This window comes from Pyxidicoccus sp. M6, from assembly GCF_055568925.1.
Genome location: NZ_CM145714.1, coordinates 7546075 through 7564373, shown reverse-complemented (window position 1 = coordinate 7564373; position 18299 = coordinate 7546075). Strand labels below are relative to the sequence as shown.

Annotated in this window: 14 protein-coding genes; 6 read left to right on the top strand and 8 right to left on the bottom strand. The window is 68.1% G+C overall.

The window, feature by feature from the left end; translation table 11 throughout:
* Positions 1 to 319: 319 nt before the first annotated feature.
* Together ACVTJA_RS29725 and ACVTJA_RS29720 are read left to right on the top strand one after the other, a co-directional pair.
* Entirely contained in the window at positions 320 to 1366 is a 1047-nt protein-coding gene (locus ACVTJA_RS29725; protein WP_465824749.1) for a hypothetical protein, read from the top strand.
* A gap of 197 nt (positions 1367 to 1563) precedes the next feature.
* Entirely contained in the window at positions 1564 to 2583 is a 1020-nt protein-coding gene (locus ACVTJA_RS29720) for a trigger factor (RefSeq protein ID WP_465824746.1), read from the top strand.
* Positions 2584 to 2593: 10 nt separating this feature from the next.
* Here ACVTJA_RS29720 and ACVTJA_RS29715 read toward each other — a convergent pair whose 3' ends face one another.
* Together ACVTJA_RS29715 and ACVTJA_RS29710 are read right to left on the bottom strand one after the other, a co-directional pair.
* Complete coding sequence (locus tag ACVTJA_RS29715) at positions 2594 to 2971, bottom strand: hypothetical protein (RefSeq protein ID WP_465824743.1); 378 nt, start codon at positions 2969 to 2971, stop codon at positions 2594 to 2596.
* 92 nt (positions 2972 to 3063) lie between these two features.
* On the bottom strand, positions 3064 to 5586 hold the full coding sequence (locus ACVTJA_RS29710; RefSeq protein ID WP_465824741.1) for a discoidin domain-containing protein: 2523 nt from the start codon (positions 5584 to 5586) through the stop codon (positions 3064 to 3066).
* A 552-nt stretch (positions 5587 to 6138) separates the two neighbouring features.
* On the opposite strand from ACVTJA_RS29710, the gene ACVTJA_RS29705 reads away from it, so the two are divergent.
* Entirely contained in the window at positions 6139 to 7023 is an 885-nt protein-coding gene (locus ACVTJA_RS29705) for an NAD(P)-dependent oxidoreductase (protein WP_465824739.1), read from the top strand.
* A 5-nt stretch (positions 7024 to 7028) separates the two neighbouring features.
* Here the strand turns inward: ACVTJA_RS29705 and ACVTJA_RS29700 are convergent, their stop codons facing one another.
* On the bottom strand, positions 7029 to 8144 hold the full coding sequence (locus tag ACVTJA_RS29700) for a serine hydrolase domain-containing protein (protein ID WP_465824737.1): 1116 nt from the start codon (positions 8142 to 8144) through the stop codon (positions 7029 to 7031).
* A 332-nt stretch (positions 8145 to 8476) separates the two neighbouring features.
* On the opposite strand from ACVTJA_RS29700, the gene ACVTJA_RS29695 reads away from it, so the two are divergent.
* Both ACVTJA_RS29695 and ACVTJA_RS29690 read left to right on the top strand, forming a co-directional pair.
* A complete protein-coding gene (locus ACVTJA_RS29695) occupies positions 8477 to 9250 on the top strand; it encodes an SDR family NAD(P)-dependent oxidoreductase (protein ID WP_465824736.1) in 774 nt (257 codons plus the stop codon).
* 124 nt (positions 9251 to 9374) lie between these two features.
* Positions 9375 to 11834: an ABC transporter permease gene (locus tag ACVTJA_RS29690; RefSeq protein ID WP_465824734.1), complete on the top strand. Its 2460-nt coding sequence runs from the start codon at positions 9375 to 9377 to the stop codon at positions 11832 to 11834.
* 48 nt (positions 11835 to 11882) lie between these two features.
* Here ACVTJA_RS29690 and ACVTJA_RS29685 read toward each other — a convergent pair whose 3' ends face one another.
* From ACVTJA_RS29685 to ACVTJA_RS29675, 3 genes are all read right to left on the bottom strand, one after another.
* A complete protein-coding gene (locus ACVTJA_RS29685) occupies positions 11883 to 14096 on the bottom strand; it encodes a zinc-dependent metalloprotease (RefSeq protein WP_465824732.1) in 2214 nt (737 codons plus the stop codon).
* Positions 14097 to 14272: 176 nt separating this feature from the next.
* Positions 14273 to 14800, bottom strand: a complete 528-nt coding sequence (locus tag ACVTJA_RS29680) for a DUF4334 domain-containing protein (RefSeq protein ID WP_465824730.1) — start codon at positions 14798 to 14800, stop codon at positions 14273 to 14275.
* Positions 14801 to 14805: 5 nt separating this feature from the next.
* The gene (locus ACVTJA_RS29675) at positions 14806 to 15918 is read right to left on the bottom strand and encodes an NAD(P)-dependent alcohol dehydrogenase (protein ID WP_465824728.1); all 1113 of its coding nucleotides are present in this window, start codon (positions 15916 to 15918) and stop codon (positions 14806 to 14808) included.
* 176 nt (positions 15919 to 16094) lie between these two features.
* Here ACVTJA_RS29675 and ACVTJA_RS29670 point away from each other — a divergent pair, with 176 nt between their 5' ends.
* Positions 16095 to 16784 (top strand): hypothetical protein, encoded by a 690-nt coding sequence (locus tag ACVTJA_RS29670; protein WP_465824727.1) that lies wholly within the window; start codon positions 16095 to 16097, stop codon positions 16782 to 16784.
* Positions 16785 to 16853: 69 nt separating this feature from the next.
* On the opposite strand, the gene ACVTJA_RS29665 is transcribed toward ACVTJA_RS29670, so the two are convergent.
* Positions 16854 to 18074 (bottom strand): tyrosine-type recombinase/integrase, encoded by a 1221-nt coding sequence (locus ACVTJA_RS29665; protein ID WP_465824725.1) that lies wholly within the window; start codon positions 18072 to 18074, stop codon positions 16854 to 16856.
* A complete protein-coding gene (locus ACVTJA_RS29660; protein WP_465840539.1) occupies positions 18071 to 18289 on the bottom strand; it encodes a helix-turn-helix domain-containing protein in 219 nt (72 codons plus the stop codon). The genes ACVTJA_RS29665 and ACVTJA_RS29660 overlap by 4 nt, the downstream gene beginning before the upstream one ends.
* Between the last annotated feature and the right edge of the window lie 10 nt (positions 18290 to 18299).

Sequence of the window (18299 nt, the reverse complement as noted above, 5' to 3'; positions counted from 1 at the left end):
CATGCTCACTGCACACGTTGCCTGGAGGAATGGCCCCGGGGTGGGGGAAGGGCGTCATCAGGCCGGGCCCCGCCAGCGCGGTCCGCGCTCCCGACCTGGTACCGCGGGGCAACTCCCGGAGCCGCAGTGCCCCCGACTCACGGTGAAGCCGCACCGGCGGAGCGATATCCCACCTCGCGCGGTCCTCAAAAAAGGGTAATGATTCCGGGCCCCTGGAGCCTCACTCGCGCGGAGCGAAAAAGAGAGATGGCTCACGCAACTCGCGCGCGCCAGCGTCGATAATCCAGGCAGGTTCCATCCGACTTTTGCGAGGCCCCCCATGGGTTTCCCCGACATCAAGAAGACCTTCAACACCGTCCGCACCAACGTCCAGCAGACGGTGCAGACCGTCAAGAAGACCTACGAGGACAACAAGGAGCTCATCAAGGGCGCGACCGCGGTCGCCACCAAGACCTCGAAGGCCATCGGCTTCAGCAAGGACGCCTTCCAGCAGATCAAGAACATCAAGAACGGCGCCGAGGGTCTGCTCGGGAAGACGAACCTGGAGTTCATCCGCAACCCCACCTACTCCCAGGGGTTCAAGGGCCTCTCCAAGCTCGGCGCGAACATGGGCGCCGCCCTGCGGTACGCGGGCATCCCCGGTGCGGTGATGTCGGGCGCCACGGCCGTCAAGGACATCCGTCAGGCCATCCGCACGGGCAGCAAGGACGACATCATCACGGCCACGCGCTCCACCCTGGACGCGACCAAGGCCGGCATCTCCGCCGCGACGGGCGGCATCGTCGGCGGCAAGGTGATGGGCGGCGTCCTCGGCGGCAACATCTTCAAGGGCAAGCTGGACGCCGGGAAGACGGCCGTCGACGCCTTCAAGAAGGCCCTCCCCAACGCCAGCGACGACGTGCTCAAGGCCGTCAAGAACGCCGCCACCAAGGGCATCTTCGAGTCGGGCACGGCGAAGACCGTGGGCCGGGCCGTCAGCGCCGCCGCGGGCGACGCCGCGAAGGCGGGCAGCACCCTGGCCAAGGGCATCCTGGGCAGCGGCACGCGTTCCGCCGCCAAGGCCGCGCTGGCCACGGTGGGTCGCGAGGCCGGTGAGGCCGCCGTCAAGGCGGGCGCGAAGGCCGCCGCGGGCACCGCCGCCAAGACGCTGGGCCGCTTCGCTCCGGGCGTCAACGTGGCCATCGCCGCCGTCGACGTGGCCAACGCGGGCGCGACGCTGATGGACAAGAACGCGAGCACCGGCAAGAAGGTGACGTCGGTCATCACCGCGGTGGGCTCGATTGCCGCGGCCACCAACATCCCCATCGTCAGCCAGGTGGGCGCCGCGGTCTCCACGGTGTCCAGCATCGTGGGCGCCTTCTTCTAGTCAGTAGCAGGCGGCCATCCCTTCCCGGTTTGTCAGAGCGGCTCGGCTGGACTAAGCCTAGGTCCATGCCGAGCCGTCGCTTTGTTCCCCATTGGCGCGGACGCTGGCACGCCTATCTTCCGGGAGCATTCGTGAGCAGCAATCAAGGGACTCAAGGACCAGGTCGGGGCGTCGAGCGCCTTCTGAAAATCAGCCCCGTGTTCAGCGCCGTCTCCGCCGAGGCCCTCAAGCTTCCCAGCGTGAAGGCCCCCTCCCTGGAGGGGCTGGCCGTGCGCGTTCCCACCCCAGACGACCTGACCGAGGAGGACATCCTCCGCAGCTTCCACGAGAAGCGCCGGGCCGTGGCCACCTCGCGCGAGCGCCAGCAGGGCGAGACGCTGGAGATGGGCGACGACGTCCAGCTCACCATCGTGGGCTACTGCGATGGAATCCTCATTCCCTTCTCCGCGCGCTTCGGCATGACGACGGAGCTGGCGCCCATCGAGGCGCTGCCCGGGTTCTGCGAGGCCGTGGCGGAGGGGGGCAAGGTGGGCGAGTCCATGCAGATTGCCCTCGAACTGCCGGAGACGTACCCGGTGGAGTCCCTCCAGGGGAAGCCGGCGCGCTTCCTGGTGGACATCGTGGCCGCCCGCGAGGTGACGCTGCCGCCGGAGAGCTCCCCCGAGTTCCTGGAGAAGCTCGGCATGGGCAGCACGTTGGACGAGGTCATGTCCAACATCCGCGAGGAGCTGGAGGACGAGCTCGCGGGGCGGCTCTGGGTGCAGGCCCAGGACATGGTGTTGGACGAGGTGGCCCAGCGCACGCCGGTGGAGCTGCCGAAGGCGCTGGTGGACGAGGAGATTCGCCGCCGCTGGGTTCAGGCCGAGGGCCAGGCCATGGTCGAGTACCAGTTCGACGTCGAGGAGCAGCAGGAGGCGCTGCGGGGCTGGCTCGTGGACCCCACCACGCGCGCGGACGTCGAGCGCCGGCTGCACATCGGCATCGCGCTGAAGGCCGTCACCGAGGCGGAGAACCTGCAGCTCACTCCGGAGAAGCTGGAGCAGCTCATCCTCGCCCACATGGAGCCCTTCGGCTTCAGCGCGGAGGAGGTCCACGCCGCCCTGCGCGAGTCACCGGAGACGACGAAGCGCCTGACCGAGCTGGCCTGGCACCTGCTCGCCGTGGAGCACGTCATGAACAAGGCGAAGGTCACCTTCGAGGGCGCGGAGCAGGGCTGAGGCTTCGCCGTCAGCTCTCGCTGAACCACAGCCCCAGGCCGCCCAGCAGGCCCATGCCCAGGAACAGCGCGGCGAGCCCCCACGTCTGGCCGCGCGACCACTTGAGCGACTCGCCGTACCGGTAGCCACACACCAGGACGAGGGCGGCGAGCCCCATGCAGATGGACACGGGCCCCAGGGCGACCAGGAGCTTGCGCGCCGTCCCGCTCACGTGCAGGACCGCCAGCGCCAACAATGGCCAGAAGCCGATGACGAGCAGGGCGAGCACGAGTGCGACGCCCCACTGTCCCTCGGGACTGGACAGCTCCATGAAGTCCAGGAACTGCCGCCACCAGGAGCGGGGCGGCTCCTGGGGCTCACGATGGCGTCGAGGGGCGGTGGGCGGCACGCAACGTCTTCTAGTGCAGCCCGGCGCTCGTTTGAAGCAGGAGCCAACGGCTCACCCTGTGGAACCGTGCCCACGCAACAGCGGTCAGCGCCCTACTGGAAGAGGCGGATTTCGCAGACGTATGAGTAGTTCGTGCCCGTGAAGGTGCCGGAGGGGTGGAACCGCAGGTAGCGGGTCCTCAGTCCTCCGCCGGACCGGCTCTGGTAGTCCCGGACGAGCGTCTGGTTCGAGCCGAAGGACAGACTGCCGCTGTCCGTCGTGCCCCAGGACGAGCCCGTGAGGCTGGTGGACACCCGCCAGCTCGACGGATTCCAGGTCCCGAAGAGAACTTCCATGGCGCCCACCGTGGTCTCCACGCCGAGGTCCACGTCGATCCACTGCTCGTTTCCATTGCTCGTCCACCAGCAGGAGCTCGGGCTCCCATCCGTGACGGTGTACGCCGCGATGGCATTGACCGAGGCGTTGCCGGACGTCGCGCGCAGCAGCTTCTGCACCCAGACGGGGTTGGAGACGAGGCTGTTCGACGGCGCCTCGACGTCGTGGAAGCGCACCCGGCACTGCGTGCAGGAGTTGCCCGTCGTGTTCCATGCGAAGTCACCCGACTTCTTCTTCTCGGTCTCCACGCGGACCTGCGTCCAGGTGACGCCGTTGTCCACGGACGTGGAGATGGCGACCTGCGTGTCGGAGGCGCTGTTCCAGGTCCAGGTGAGCACCTGGCCCTCGCGGTAGGGCACGGAGGCGGGCTGGCTCGTGAGCTTCAGCGGGGCCTTGTTGATGACCACGGTGTTGCTGGTCCACCGGTGGTACTCATTGGCCGTGTCGACGATGCGCGCCTTGCAGGGGCCCTGCCACCCGGAGGTGTTCCAGTAGAGCTCGCCCTGGCTCTTCGCCACGGGCTCGGTGAACACGGTGGTCCACGTCGCGCCGTTGTCCTTCGACAGCAGGTAGCTCACACGCTTGTCGCCCTGGCTGGTCCAGTTGAATCTCAGGATGTCGCCCTCCATGACGGGCTGCGGGTAGGGCTGCGCCGTCGCGGTGATGGTCGCGGGCCGGATGTAGATGGGAGCCGTCGCGCCGTGCAGGCCCGGGTGGCTCAGGCTCACCACCTTGAGCATCACCTCCGCGTTGCCATATCCCGCCGTGGGAAAGCTCCACTGCCGGCTGCCATACTCCGCGGTCTCCTCGCCCACCTGGGTCCACGTGGCGCCGCCGTCGCGGGAGACGTGATAGGCGACACGCTCGAGCCGGTTGCTCTTCCACTGGAGGGTGACGGAGTCGCCCTCGTAGACGATATCGGACGGGGTGGGCACGCTGACGTCGAGGGCATCCATGACGGTCAGCACGATGGAATTGGAGACGACCTCCTGCTGGTAGCGGTCGACGACCCGCCACTCGGAGGCCATCGGCAGGTGCGTCGTGTCGATGGGGTAGCAATAGGCCTCGGACGCGGTGCCGACGGCCTGCCAGACCGGGTTCCCGCTGACGAAGGTCGCCCGCTGCACCTGCATGTCATCACCGCCGCCAAAGACAACCAGGCACGGGTGGGTGGAACGGTAGATGTTGGACGACGTGCTGAAGGAGATTCGGGGCTTGGGTCGCGGGTTGTTGACCCAGAGGGGCGCGAGGACCACCTCGGCGTTCTGCCAGTTCTGGATGAGCTTGACGACGTAGATGGACTCGTAGGGCGTGAGCGAGAAGGTCTGCCGCAGGTTCACCAGCGCCGGGTCGTTGTAGTTGAGGGCGGTGATGGGTGCGTCGGGCTGGTACGGAGACCAGATCTCCAGCCGCTTCCACTCGTTGCCTCCGCCGCCCGTCCCGTTCTTGGTGGTGCCGTAGACGGTGAAGTCGAGCCGCCGCTCGTTGTCTCCCAGGATGATTTCATTGCCCATGACGTGGCCGTTGGCCACGAGGAACCCGGACGCGCCGGGGAGGCTCGTCTTGAAGACCCAGCGGTTGCGCAGCGCGCTCAGGAAGTTGGAGTAGTTGAAGGGCATGCTCGGGGGCAGGAGGATGCCGGTGCGCCCCTGGCTCGTGTCGATGCCGGTAATCTTCTCCATGGGCACGCCCGGCTCCGGGATGTACGGATGCACCCACGAGCCATCCGGGTTCTTGTGCAGGTAGTCACCTTCGCGGAACTGGGCGTGCGTGTCCGAGTTCGAAGCCGGGGCGACGCGGAAGCCCCGGCGGAGCAGCTCGAAGAAGGTGGGGTTGCCGTTGTACTCGGCCAACTCGACGACCTCCCGCACCTTGCGGCGCTTCTCCGGGTCCGAGGGGAGGTAGAACCCGACGTCTTCTCCATCGGGGTGGTTCAGCTGCACGTGGGTGCTGTAGGACGGGTTCGGCGTGTAGTTCGACGCCATCGCGTCATGCCACGCGTCCCAGCTCTCCGTGTTCATGATGAGGAGCTCGTTGAACGCGTTGAAGTGGTACCTGTCGTTGGCTCCGAGGTAGCTCTCCACGCCATTCATCGACACCAGGTTGGGCTGGCCCCGGGAATCGGTGTCCGAGCTGTGCTTGTAGGTGAAGGCCCAGCCATCGTCGAAGATGTCCCAGGACGTGGAGTGGTTGGTGATGGCGAGGAAGTCGAGCCCGAAGTACCACGCCGATTGATACACTTCGTCGCGGTTGATGTTCGGACTCGGGCTGTTATGTCCTCGGGAGTGGACGTGCAGGTCTCCCAGGAATGCCTGCCATCCACCCTGGAAGTCCGTTGCAATCAGGTCACGGCTGCTCTCCTCCCGGGAGGGAGGATTGGGAATCCGGTCCGCGACCGGGATGTTCGTGGCCACGGCCCATGCAGGGGCTGATACCAGCCAGGATGCCAGCAGCATCCGGGCGACACGCTTCGTGTTGAGGAACACCTGTACTCCAATGCGAGACGAGGGGTTGAACCCCGTGAAGGCCCCTGCCTGCCAGGGCGCGAAGGCGCACAGGCTGCTGACATCGCATACGTAGGGCCGGCCCGAAGCTGGTTGTCCCGGGTGTGCAGGCGGTTCCCGTCACACGAAGCTTGACGGGCGTCGGCGGAGGCGGAGCGCCACCTTCGGCTGTCGCAACTGTATCCACGAAACCGTGCGGAAACTGGCTCTGTCTCCGTCCCACGTGCGTCGTTAGTTTGCCGGCGTCGAGTTGCCAGCTTGGACAGCAACGCAGGGGAGGGATGCAGCATGCAGACGGACCTCGGCTTCATCGGCCTGGGTGTCATGGGGCAGCCCATGGCGCTGAACCTGGCGCGCTCCGGCGTGCCGCTCGTCGTGTGGAATCGCTCCGCGGAGAGAAGTGAGCCCCTGCGCGCTGCCGGTGCGCGAGTGGCGGAGGATGCCGCCAGCGTCTTCCGGCAGGCGCGCATCGTGTTCCTCATGCTGGCGGATGGTGCATCCATCGACGCGGTGCTGGCCCGGGGCACGCCGGAGTTCGAGGCCCGCGTCGCGCGGCACATCATCGTCCACATGGGGACGACCTCGGCCGAGTACTCGCGAGGACTGGACGCGGACATCCGGGCCGTGGGCGGCAGCTACGTCGAGGCGCCGGTCTCCGGTTCGCGCAAGCCCGCCGAGACAGGCCAGCTCGTGGCGATGCTCGCGGGGGCGCCCGAGGCGCTCGCGCAGGTGCGGCCCCTGCTCAAGCCGATGTGCCACGAGACGGTGGTGTGTGGCCCCGTTCCGCGCGCGCTGCTGATGAAGCTGTCCGTCAACCTGTTCCTCATCACCATGGTGACGGGGCTCACGGAAGCGGTGCACTTCGCGGAGCAGAATGGCCTCGACTTGCAGACGCTGCTGCACGTGCTCGACGCCGGCCCCATGGCCAGCAGCGTGTCGCGAGGGAAGGCCAGCAAGCTGGCGGCTCGCGACTTCGCGGTGCAGGCCGCCATCACCGATGTGCTGAAGAACAACCGGCTCATCGCCCAGGCCGCGCGAGACGCCCGCGTGGCCTCACCGCTGCTCGACGTGTGCCTCAGCCTCTATGGGGAGACCGAGGACCTGGGGCATGGCCAGGAGGACATGGTGTCCGTCGTGCATGCCCTCGAGGCCCGGACGCGGCGGGAGGCATGACGGGGTCAGGGGCGTGACGCGCGGTCCAGGATGGGCTCGAGCACGGCGGCCAGGTCACCCATCACGTTGATGTACCCCGTCACGTAGCGGTCGGTCGCGGGCACATAGAGCATGAAGCTCTGGTAGCCCGCCGTCGAGCCCAGGTGACCGATGGCGACAGCTCCCTTGGAGTCGAGCTTCATCACACCGAGCCCGTATCCGACCAGCCGGGACTCGGGGTTGAGGGCCGGCTCGAACGAGAGCATGGTGTCCCGGGTCTCCGCGTGCTCGAACAGCGCACCGGCGCGGAGCTTCTTCCAGAAGGTGGCGAGGTCGGAGACGGTGGTCACGAGGGCGTGGCCGCCGGATGCACCGGCCATGGAAGGGTCGACGGCGGTGAAGTCCACCAGCCCGTCGAGCGGGACGTACCCATGCGCGCAAGGCGCAGGGCAGGCCAGGTCTCCCGGCTCGGGCAGGATCGTATGCGAGAGCCCGGCTCGCGCGATGACGCGTTCGCGGACAATCGCCCGCCAGCTTCGGCCTTCCGCGGCCGAGAGGATTTCGCCGAGGAGCACGTAGTTGGTGTTCGAGTAGCTGTACTGCGTACCGGGAGGGAATGCGGGCGGCTGTGCTTCGGCCACGCCGAGAATCTCGTCGAGTGTCCAGACGTGCTCCGGGTCGGACGCGACGACTTGATTCGTCTCGTCCGTGACCCAATCCGGGATGCCGGAGCGGTGACTGAGCAGCATGGCCAGGGTGATGGACTCCGCATTCGCGATGCGGTTCGTCACACTCGCCGGCAGTCGCTCCGTCAGGGTGTCGTCCAGCGCGAGCACGTGCTGCTCGACGGCCTGCAGCACGGCGGTGGCGACGAGAGGCTTGAGGATGCTGCCGGCTCGAAAGCGGTCCTGCGCGGATAGCGGCAGCTTCTGTTCGATGTCACCGAGACCGGCCGCTCCCGTCCAGAGCGGGCCCTTGCTCGACGAGACGGCAAGGGTGACGCCGGGAGTCACTTCCTTGGCAACGGCGTCTTCGAGAATGGCCTGCAGGTCGGTGTGCAGTGACGAGGGGTCGGCGTCGTCGTCACCGCAGCCGATGACTGCTCCTACCAGGCAGAGAAAGAGGACGAGGGACAACGACACTGCGCGCCTCTGGGGCGGACGGAGGCTCCGAGAGTTGACGATGTGCATGTGCATCGAACACCGCTTGAGCGTGTAGATGTCACTGTGGGCGGACGCGAGCCGCGCCCGGAGCTGCCCCGTTCCGTGGAATGGCGCGGGCTTGCGGAGGCAGCAGCAGCGCTTGAGCCGCGCGAGACATTCGAGTGGCCTCGCCGCTGCTCGACCTGCGCCTCGGCCTCCATCCGCACCGTGAGCACCGCTGTATTGGTATCGCGGCTACTAGTACCGCTGATGCGTGCTCTCTAGAATCCGTGGCGGCTTGGGCATCAGCCGACGTTGATAGGGGGCACATCATGAAGCGGTTGCAGGACAAGGTCGCGGTCATCACCGGCGGTGGCAGTGGTATCGGAGCGGCGACAGCTGCGCTCTTCATCCAGGAGGGCGCTCGGGTGGTAGTGGTTGGCCGCAACGAGGAGAAACTCCGCAAGACGGTGCAGGCCATCAACCACGAGAACCTCAGCTACACCGTGGCGGATGTCTCCCAGGTCGAGGACACCCAGCGCTACCTCCGCGAGGCGGTGGAGCGCCACGGCGGGCTCGACATCCTGGTGAGCAATGCGGGCATCCAGGGGGAGTTCCGCCCCATCTCCGACATCTCCGTCGAGGCCTTCGACTCGGTGATGGCCATCAACGTGCGCGGCACGTGGCTGGCCATCAAGTTCGCATTCCCCGAGCTTCAGAAGCGCGGCGGCGGAAGCATCGTCCTCACCTCCTCGGCGGGAGGCCTCGGTGGGATGGGAATCTCCTCGCCGTACGTGACCAGCAAGCACGCCGTCATTGGAATCGCGCGCGCGGCCGCGATTGACGGCGCGCCCCACCGCATCCGCGTCAACGCGGTGTGCCCGGGCCCCGTCGACAACGACATGATGACCAATGTGGAGCGGACCCTTGGCGTCGGCAGGGAGGCAGAGGTCCGGGCCTGGGTCGCCGGGCGCGTGCCCCTCAAGCGCTTCGCCTCCAACGAGGAGGTCGCCCGGTTGAACCTCTTCCTCGCCAGCGACGACAGCAGCTACTGCACCGGCGGCGCCTTCCCCGTGGACGGTGGCTGGTCCTCCAGCCTGCCCTGACCCCACCCGAACCGCGCGTCGTCGCTCGCATCCGTCGCCGTGATTCGCACCGTGCAAGGCAATCGTTCCGAGCCAAGGACGTAGCCTCCCGGGGATTTTCCCTCGTCTCCAGGAGACTGCCGGCATGGACACCCTTCATGGTGGCTTGCGTCAAGCCCTGCGCTCGCTGCGGCGCAGCCCCGGCTTTGCGCTCAGCTGCATCCTGATGTTGGCCGTGGGCATCGGGGCGAGCACGGCCCTCTTCAGCGTGGTGGAAGGGGTGCTGCTGCGCCCCTTGCCCTATCCGCGCCCCGAGCGCCTCATGCAGGTCTCGCAGCGGGCGGCCGACGGCCACCTGATGCAGTTCTCGGACCCCAACTTCGAGGACGTGCAGGCGCAGAGCCGCGGCTTCACGGCGCTGGCCCAGGTGTCGGGAGGGGCGAGCGTCGCAGTCACCGGTACGGACGAGCCGACCTTCGCCACGCTGGCGCTGGCCTCGCGCGACTTCTTCCGAGCCTTCGCGGTGCAGCCGGTGCAAGGCCGCTTCTTCGACGCGGACGAGCAGCAAGCGGGAGGCGCTCCCGTGGTGGTGGTGAGCCACACATTCTGGAAGCGGCACCTCGGCTCACAACCACTGCCGCTGTCTCGGACCCTCACCTTCGACGGGCGCACCTATACCGTGGTGGGAGTGATGCCCGAGTCCTTCGACTACCCGGTGGGCACGCAGTTGTGGATTCCCCGTGAGCTGGAGCCGCGCCTGCCCAGCCGCACCGCGCACAACTGGCGGGTGGTAGGGCGGCTGGCGGACGGGGTCAGCCTGGAGGCCGCGCGAGCGGAGCTCACGGGCATCGCACGCGCGCTGAAGGAGCAGTACGGCCAGGACACCCGGATGCACGACATCGCCGCGGTGCCCCTGCACGAGAGCCTGGTGGGGCGTGCCAGGCCCACGCTCTACGTGTTGCTGGGCGCGGCGGCCTTCCTGCTCCTGGTGGCGGGTGCCAACGTCACCAACCTGCTGCTCGCCCGGGCGGCGACACGCAGGCGCGAGCTCGCCATCCACGTGGCGTTGGGCGCTGGGCCCGGCGTGCTGGTGCGGCAGTTCCTCACCGAGTCGCTGTTGCTCTCGCTGGCAGGCGGTGCGCTGGGGACACTGCTCGCCACATGGAGCGTGCAGGCGCTGCTCGCCGCCGAGCCGGGCAACCTGCCGCGCGTGGGCGAGGTGGCGGTGGATGTTACGGCGCTCCTCTTCGCGCTCGGGCTCTCGCTGCTGCTCGCGCTGGGGCTGGGCCTGGTGACGGCGCTGCGCGCGGCGCGCCAGGGGCCATGGGCCACGCTGGTGCAGGGCTCGCGCACGCAGGCCGGGGGTGGGGGAGCGGAGCGCACGCGCCGCGCCCTGGTGGTGGGACAGCTCGCATTGGCACTGGTGCTGCTCGTGGGGGCGGCGCTGCTCGCTCGCAGCCTGGCGCGCCTGCTCTCGCTGGACCCGGGCTATCGCACCGAGAACGTCGCGGTGCTGAGCCTCGTGCTTCCCTCGGCCGCGGACGAGGCGGGGCGGCTGCGCAATGTGCAGATGCAGGAGCACCTCATCTCCCGGCTGGGCGCGCTGCCCGGCGTGCGCGCGGTGGGCGCAGTGAGCAGCTTCCCGCTCGAGGGGAGTCCGGCGGGTGACGGCACCTTCATCGTGCTCAACCGCCCCGACGAGGTGATGAACTTCGACGACTTCGAGCGACTGGTGCACGAGCCCGCGCGCACGGGTTCCGCCGACTACCGCGTGGCGAGCGAGGGCTACTTCGGCGCGCTCGGCATTCCACTCGTGCGAGGGCGCCTCTTCGACGCGCGTGACACCTTCGAGGCGCCGCACGTCGCCGTCGTCAGCGAGTCGCTCGCGAAGGCCCGCTGGCCCAACGAGGACCCGCTCGGCAAGCTCATCCAGTTCGGCAACATGGACGGCGACCTGCGCCCCTTCACCATCGTGGGTGTGGTGGCGGACGTGCGATACGAGGGCCTGGACCAGGAGCCGAAGCCCACGCTCTATGGCTGCTCCCGTCAGCGACTGCGGGCCTCCGAGCGCTTCCACATCGCGGTGCACGGCCCGGCGGACTCCACGGTCCTGGCCACCTTGGCTCGGCCGGTGATGCGCGAGCTCGCCCCCGAGCTGCCCGTACGCCTGCGCACCGTGGAGAGCCTCCTCGCGGGCTCGCTCGCCCAGCGGCGCTTCAGCCTCCTGCTGCTGGGGGCCTTCGGCGTGGTGGCGCTGCTGCTCTCGGTGGCCGGCCTCGCGGCCGTCGTGTCCTATGCGGTAGCGCAGCGCACGAAGGAGTTCGGCATCCGCTTCGCCCTGGGCGCGACGGCGGGGGACGTGCTGGGGCTGGTGCTCCGGCAGGCGGCGCTGCTCGCCGGGGTGGGCGTGGCGCTCGGCATGCTGGGCGCCGTGGGGCTCAGCCGCGTGCTCGCGGGGCTCGTGTATGGGGTGAGCACCACCGACCCGCTCGTCCTCGCCGCGGTGGCGCTCCTCCTGCTCGGCGTGGCACTGCTCGCGAGCTGGCTACCCGCCCGGCGCGCCGCGCGCGTGGACCCGATGACGGTGCTCCGCGCGGAGGCCTGAGCCGCGTCACGCCCGGGCGCTCGTTGCACGCCCGGGCCCGCGCGCTCCTCAGTTGAAGTACGGCGATGTTGCCTGGACGAGGCGGCTGAGCACGTCCTCGGCATCCATCCGCGCCTGTCCGGAGAGGCCTGGCAGGGACGCCTCCACGACGTCACGCGCCTCGCGCAGCACGGTGAAGGCCTCGTACGTCTGAAGCTTCTTCAGGATGTCGATGGCCGTGCGGCGCGTGGCCCGGCTGCGCACGCCGTCCACGTTGAGCAGGTTGCCGCGCAGTTGCGCCAGGAGGACGGGCGTGAAGAGGGAATTGGGGCGCGGGTCCGCCGTGAAATAGAAGCCTCGGGTAATGACGTCGTCCAGGTACAGGCGCCGGAGGATTCGCCGGGACTGGGCATCCGCCCTGTCGCCGTAGCCCGGGAAGGCCGCCAGGGTCTCTGGAGGAATGGGGGCGAGCAGCCCCTCCGTGGCGATGTTCCAGGCCCGCAGCTTCTCCTGGCTGGAGCGGCCCGAGCGCACGTATTGCAACACGCTATTGAGGACCGCGTCGTACGGAGCCGGGGCGCCCGTCTCCAACGTCGCGCGGAGCTGCTCCCGGTACGCCGGGCCATAGAAGAGCTCGAGCGGGTTCGAGGTGGTGTCCCGGCGGTTGCAGTCCACGTCCACGAAGGTGTCGTCGTCCGTGCAGAACGCCTCTTCCGGCAGGCTGGAGGACAGCCCGTAGAGGTAGCGGATCGCGGACACGTCGTAGGGCCCCACGCCGCCACCGCGCCAGGCCTGCTCCGGCAGGTATGTGTATTCCATCACCGAGGAGGAGGGGAACGTCAGGGAGCCCTTGAAGTTGTGCCGCAGGCCCAGCGTGTGGCCAATCTCATGCATCACCACGTCCGTGAAGATGCGCTCCACGCGCTCCTTGGTCGTCAGGGGCGGCAGCGTGCCCGTGAGTCCGGCGACGGGGGCCGCGACGTCCGCCAGTGCCTCCGAGACATCCAGCTCGCACAGCCGCTCGGGCGTCATGCCGTTCCATGACAGCCTGAGCCGGGAGCGGGAAGCGCCCCCCGTCCCTGTCGTCATGGGCTCCGCCTCTCCCGCCGCCACCGCCACGTCCAGCCAGGTGATGGGGAGGTATACGTTGGCTCCGAGAATCTCTCCGGTGTTCGGGTTGGAGCGGAAGTCCGCGAACGCGCTGGAGTAGGAGGGGTCGGGGTCGAAGAAGATGGAGTTCAGGTCCAGGTCCCCCAGGGACTCGCCCGGCCTTGCCACCCGGGCGGAGAGCGCCTGGAAGCCGAACGCCTCGTTCCACTGCTCTACGCCTCGCTTCACCGCGCCGACGATGTCATATGCGCTGTAGCGCGGGTCCTGCTGTGCCTTCATCAGCGTGTCAGAGATTACCCAGGTGATGGGCTTCATCCCCGGCCGGATGTTCCACTTGATGGGCACCGCCTCGGTGAGCAGGCCACTGTTGGGGATGAGTCGCGGCCTGCTGAGGAAGTAGTGCGCGAGCGGCGGCGCGGGGGGCGTCGTGAAACCCGCGCCTTCCTGGTAGCGCTTCAGCTCGAGAGCCAGCGTCGCGGTGACTCGCGAGGGGATGTTGTCGAGCGCGGAGTAGGGGAGCGCACGGCCGGTGACGAGCTTCTCGATGGCGATACCGGTGTCCAGCTTCCGGAAGCGCCGCGCGAAGGCCAGCTCCACCTCGAATCCGGCACCATAGACAGGCCCCCGGTAGTCCGTTCCCGCGAGGCGGTCCAGGCCCGCGGCGGGGTCGAAGAGGATGTAGTCCTCCGAGCCCGGCAGCCGGTTGAAGCTGGCATCGTCGGTGATGATGGGCCACGCCTCGATGACCTCGTCCGGCTTGAACAAATCGCTGCGCACCTTGGTGTCATCCACGTCGAACGCATACAGCTTGCCGTTCTGCACCTGGAAGGACACCACGCGCGCGCCCAGCGAGTAGACGAAGTTGCCGAAGACGTCCGCCGGGGTGTCATGCTTCAAGATGGCGGACATGAACCAGCGCTGGTCCAGCTCCTTCTTGCGGAGCGCCAGGTAGAACGTCCCGTTTCCCTCCGCGTTGCGTGTCTCCGGAGTCACGCCGAGCCCCAGGCGCAGGCGCTCCCACGACTCGGCGCTCAGCTCGCGTGACACCGCGACGAAGGGCCCTTCGAGCAACGGGCCGGAGCTCTCTCCGGAACGCGCCGTCCCGTCGTCGCAGGCACTGGTCAACAAGGACAGCGCCAATAGCGTGCACAGCAGGCCGCGTGGCGCGGCCATTCCGGGTCTCGACATGGTGTTGTCCCCTCTGCACCGCGGCGGGATGCCGTTGCAGCACCCGACGAATGCCCATCACGCGGAGACATATCGGTGCAGATGGAGATGCATGACAGATGCAAGGCAATTCCATGTCGCGGCGCGCAAGGCGCGCACGAGGCCGCGCAGCCCTGCCCGGCTCAGCGGGCGGGGAACAGCTTCGCCGCGCCCGGGTCGCGTCGCAGTACGAAGAAGTACGGCTGCGGCATGTCGCGCGCGTCCATCGCCCCGAGCAACGTGCTGTCGTCCACCTTCCGGAAGACGTCGAGAATCGGCCGGTCGTCGTAGACCATCGTCGCGCTGAGCTTCCCCCGATACACGGTCAGCCGCAGGCGTGCCTTGAACGTGTCCGTCTCGACGTCCGCGCGGTGCTGCCCCACGGCGCCCTGAAGCGTGGGGGATGGCCACTTCCTCGGGTCCACGGGGAACACCGCCGAGCGGTCGGCGGTGAAGAACAACAACGGGTGCACGCGCTCCTCGTCGAGGAACTGCTTGCCGTACCAGCCTGTCGCGCCGAGCAGGCCATCCAGCGCGTGGCCCGTCCGCAGCTCGCCTCCCTTCCAGGTCCCACGCATGAATGCGAGGTCCACGGTGGGCAGGCTGTCGAACAGCGCGAGCGCCTGCTCCGGGGAAATCCGCTCGGCCTTCACCGCTTCGTCGAACGTCATGGGCTTCACCCTCCCTGCATGAGCAGCACCGGCTTGATGGCCGTGCGCGTCTCCATGTCGTGAACCGCGTCGTTGATGGCCTCGAATGCGTAGGGGCGGCTCAGCTTCTCCAGCGGGAAGCGCCCTTCGGCGTGCAGCGTGACCAGGCGGGGGATGAACGTCTTCGGGTCCGCGTCACCCTCGAGGATGCCCACCAGCCGCCTGCCGACGAGCAGCCCCATCATCGGCAGGGTGACGTCCGAATTGTCGCGGCCGGGCATGCCCAGCAGTCCGCACGTGCCCAGGGGCCGCGTCACGTCGAACGCCTGGCGCAGCACCTGCGGCAGGCCGACGCACTCCAGCGCGAAGTCGGCGCCACCCCGCGTGCGCTTGAGAATCTTCTTCGTGAGGTCAGGCTCCGTCGCCAGGAAGGTGTCCGTGGCGCCCAGTTCCCGAGCGAGCTCGAGGCGCTCCGCGCTCAGGTCCACGGCGATGACCGAGGAGGCTCCCGCGACCCGCGCCGCCATGATGGCCGCGAGACCGACGGCGCCCGCCCCGAAGACGGCGAGCTGCTGCCCGGCCTGGAGCCGGAAGGCCTCGAGCACCGCGCCCGCGCCCGTCTGGAAGCCGCAGCCCAGCGGAGCGAGCAGCTCGGGAGGCACCGAGGCGTCGACCTTCACCGCGTTGTGCTGATGCGCGAGCACATGGGTGGCGAACGACGACTGGTGGAAGAAGCTCGAGCGGACGGGCTGCCCGCGCCAGCGCATGGGGAACGAGCCGTCCGGCCGCGCCCCCGAGACATTGCCCGCCGGCCCCTGCTGGCAGTACGCGGGGTGTCCGCTCACACAGGTGCCGCAGGCGCGGCACGAGAAGTAGCTGAGCACCACCGTGTCGCCCGGCGCGAAGTCCGTCACCGCCTCTCCCACGGCCTGCACCACGCCCGCCCCCTCGTGCCCCAGCACCGCCGGCAGCGGGAAGCGGCCCGCGCCCGCGCGGTACGTGAGGTCCGTGTGGCAGATGCCGCTCGCGGTGACGCGCACCAGCAGCTCGTTCGCGCGTGGCGACTCCAGCTCCACCTCGTCGATGACGAAGGGACCGTTCACCTCCTGCAGCAGCGCGGCACGGGCGGAATGATGCATGGGGCATTATTGGCACTCTGCCAATAACTTCGCCAGGAATATTCGGAGCACGGAGGAATGGAGGGCCTGTCGAGGGGAGGGCTGGAGCGCAGGGGAGGGCCGTGACAGCCGCGGGATGACTTGAAGCAATCGACAGGCATGCGGACATGCCGACGCAATCCCGAGGAGAGCCCCCCATGAAGAAGCGCAATGCCATCGCGGGGTGGACCGCGGCCGCCAGTCTGGTCCTGGCAGCCAGTGTCACCGCGTATGCCCAGACAGCGAAGGAGCGAAAGATGCCAGCCAGTGCCGTCCAGACCGCGAAGACGACCCCCTCGTTCAACAGCCTGACGCCCGAGGGGTACAAGCAGGTCTCCACGCGCGACGTCACCGTCGATGGTGAGCGAGCCACCCTGACCCGTTTCGAGCGCCAGGACGGGCGCAACGCGGGGCTCGGCGGAGAGCACTACAGCCTGGTCGTCAACGGTGCCGGCCTGCTCAAGGGCTTCGCGCACATGGACCTGGCCTACGAGAGCGACAAGCTGCCCTCCCGGGAGCGCACCCGGGAAATTGCCATGGGTTTCCTGAAGGAGTTCGCGCCCGACCTGTTGCCGCGCATGGAGATCAGCTGGATAGAGCCCCATGACGAGCCGATCCGTGTCACGCGCCAGGGCCGCCCGGAGGTCATCACCGTGACGGGCATGAAGGTCAAGATGCGCAACACCGGGGACGGCCGCTGGTTCTGGGTCATCGTCGGGGCGAACGAGCGCGTCATGGTGTTCGAGCGCGACATCGTGTGGATCAACATGCCCGGCCATCGGCAGACGGAGAAGTGGCTGCACGACAATTGGCTGGCCGCACGGGACTCGACAAAGTCGGCGCGCTGAAGCACTCGCGAAGCCTGAATGGGAAGCGGCGGGTTCGATTCCCGCTGCCTCCACATTTTTAGGCCGTGATCACGGCTGGTTAGCAGCACCTTCCAGCCGTGTTGCGTCTATGTCGCGTGCCGGCGCAAAGGGCGCGTCGAGCACCGCGACAGCCTGCTTTCGCGTCTCGGGGCTCAGGTGGGCGTAGCGCATCGTCATTTCGATGGTCGCGTGCCCCATCAGCTCCTGGATGACCTTGAGCGGAACCCCCTTCATTGCGAGGTGGCTCCCGTAGCTGTGCCGCAGGTCGTGCCAGCCGATTTGCCCCTGCTCGCGGGTGATGCCCGCTGCCCGGAGGGCCCGACGAAGCGGCTGCTTCATCTTCCCTTCGGTGAGCTGCTGTCCGGCCTCTTGGCAGAACACGAAGCGGCCCCGCAGGTGTCGGTGGGCCTTGAGGGCATCCACCATGGACGCAGGCAGCTCGACCGCCCGCTCGCGCCCGCCCTTCGGCAAGCCCTCCACCCCGCGCCAGATAGTCCGGCGAACGTGAAGGGTGCTCCGCTGCCAGTCCAGGTCGGTCCACTGGAGCCCGATTAGCTCCCCCAGCCGCAGCCCCGCCTTGAGGGCGACGAGCAGCACCGGCCGCCAGTCCGGCTCGGCATCGGTGACAAGCCGCTCGGCTTCGTCGAAGTTCAGGAAGTCGAAGGCAGCCTTCGGCACCTTTCCGAAGAGCTTCACGCGCGGCGCCTGCGGGATGACCCGCTGCTCTTCCGCGAGCGTCAGCAGCTTGTGAAGCACGGTCAGAACGTTGTTGATGGTCTTCAAGCTCAGAGGCTTGGGCTCCACGTCCTGCCGCTTCCGGATCGCCGCCTTTGTGGGAGCTTCCTTCCGGGCGCGAGCGGCTGACTTCTTCTTCCGCATTAGCGCCTTGAAGTCTTCGATTTCAGCCGGGCCGATCTTCGCGAGCGCCATCTTCCCGAAGAACGGGAGGACATGGTGGGTGAGGATCTGTCTCTTGCTGAAAACGCTCGAATGCTTGTTGTTGTTCTCGCTGTAGGTGAGGAAACGCGGGGTGAACTCCGCGAGAGTGATCGCGCTTTCCTCGCCGCACTTCTCCTTTCCGAAAGTCCCGTTGAGGAGGGCGGCCCGCAGCTCGCGTTCGTATTGCTCAGCACCGCGACGGGTCTGAACGGGCGAGGTCTTGGAGACCCGCCGCTCGCTTCCGTCCGGATACTGAAACACCACGTCCACGGTCCACGCCTCCAGGGACTTCCCTGCCTTGTTCTTCCACCGCCGCAGCCTGACGCTCATCGTCGACACCTGTCGTCAGGACCGCGTCCCTTACTGGGGGAGGACTCTACCAGGGCGCCACGGCGGATCCGCAGCGCTTTCCCGATGCGAGCGACCCCCGGCACCTGCCCGAGCCGGATCGACTCATAGAGCGTCTTACGGTTCACGCGCAGGAGATCGGCGGCTTCGTCGACGGTGAGAAACTCGGGCGCGCTGGAGCCCGCTTCCGTGGGCATGTTCATCGCA

Bases quoted from the DNA above. Each gene is read 5' to 3' on its own strand.
- ACVTJA_RS29725 (WP_465824749.1), top strand. From the start codon at position 320: ATGGGTTTCCCCGACATCAAGAAGACCTTCAACACCGTCCGCACCAAC.
- ACVTJA_RS29705 (WP_465824739.1), top strand. From the start codon at position 6,139: ATGCAGACGGACCTCGGCTTCATCGGCCTGGGTGTCATGGGGCAGCCC.
- ACVTJA_RS29695 (WP_465824736.1), top strand. From the start codon at position 8,477: ATGAAGCGGTTGCAGGACAAGGTCGCGGTCATCACCGGCGGTGGCAGT.
- ACVTJA_RS29690 (WP_465824734.1), top strand. From the start codon at position 9,375: ATGGACACCCTTCATGGTGGCTTGCGTCAAGCCCTGCGCTCGCTGCGG.
- ACVTJA_RS29685 (WP_465824732.1), bottom strand. From the start codon at position 14,096: ATGGCCGCGCCACGCGGCCTGCTGTGCACGCTATTGGCGCTGTCCTTG.
- ACVTJA_RS29680 (WP_465824730.1), bottom strand. From the start codon at position 14,800: ATGACGTTCGACGAAGCGGTGAAGGCCGAGCGGATTTCCCCGGAGCAG.
- ACVTJA_RS29675 (WP_465824728.1), bottom strand. From the start codon at position 15,918: ATGCATCATTCCGCCCGTGCCGCGCTGCTGCAGGAGGTGAACGGTCCC.
- ACVTJA_RS29670 (WP_465824727.1), top strand. From the start codon at position 16,095: ATGAAGAAGCGCAATGCCATCGCGGGGTGGACCGCGGCCGCCAGTCTG.
- ACVTJA_RS29665 (WP_465824725.1), bottom strand. From the start codon at position 18,074: ATGAGCGTCAGGCTGCGGCGGTGGAAGAACAAGGCAGGGAAGTCCCTG.
- ACVTJA_RS29660 (WP_465840539.1), bottom strand. From the start codon at position 18,289: ATGCCCACGGAAGCGGGCTCCAGCGCGCCCGAGTTTCTCACCGTCGAC.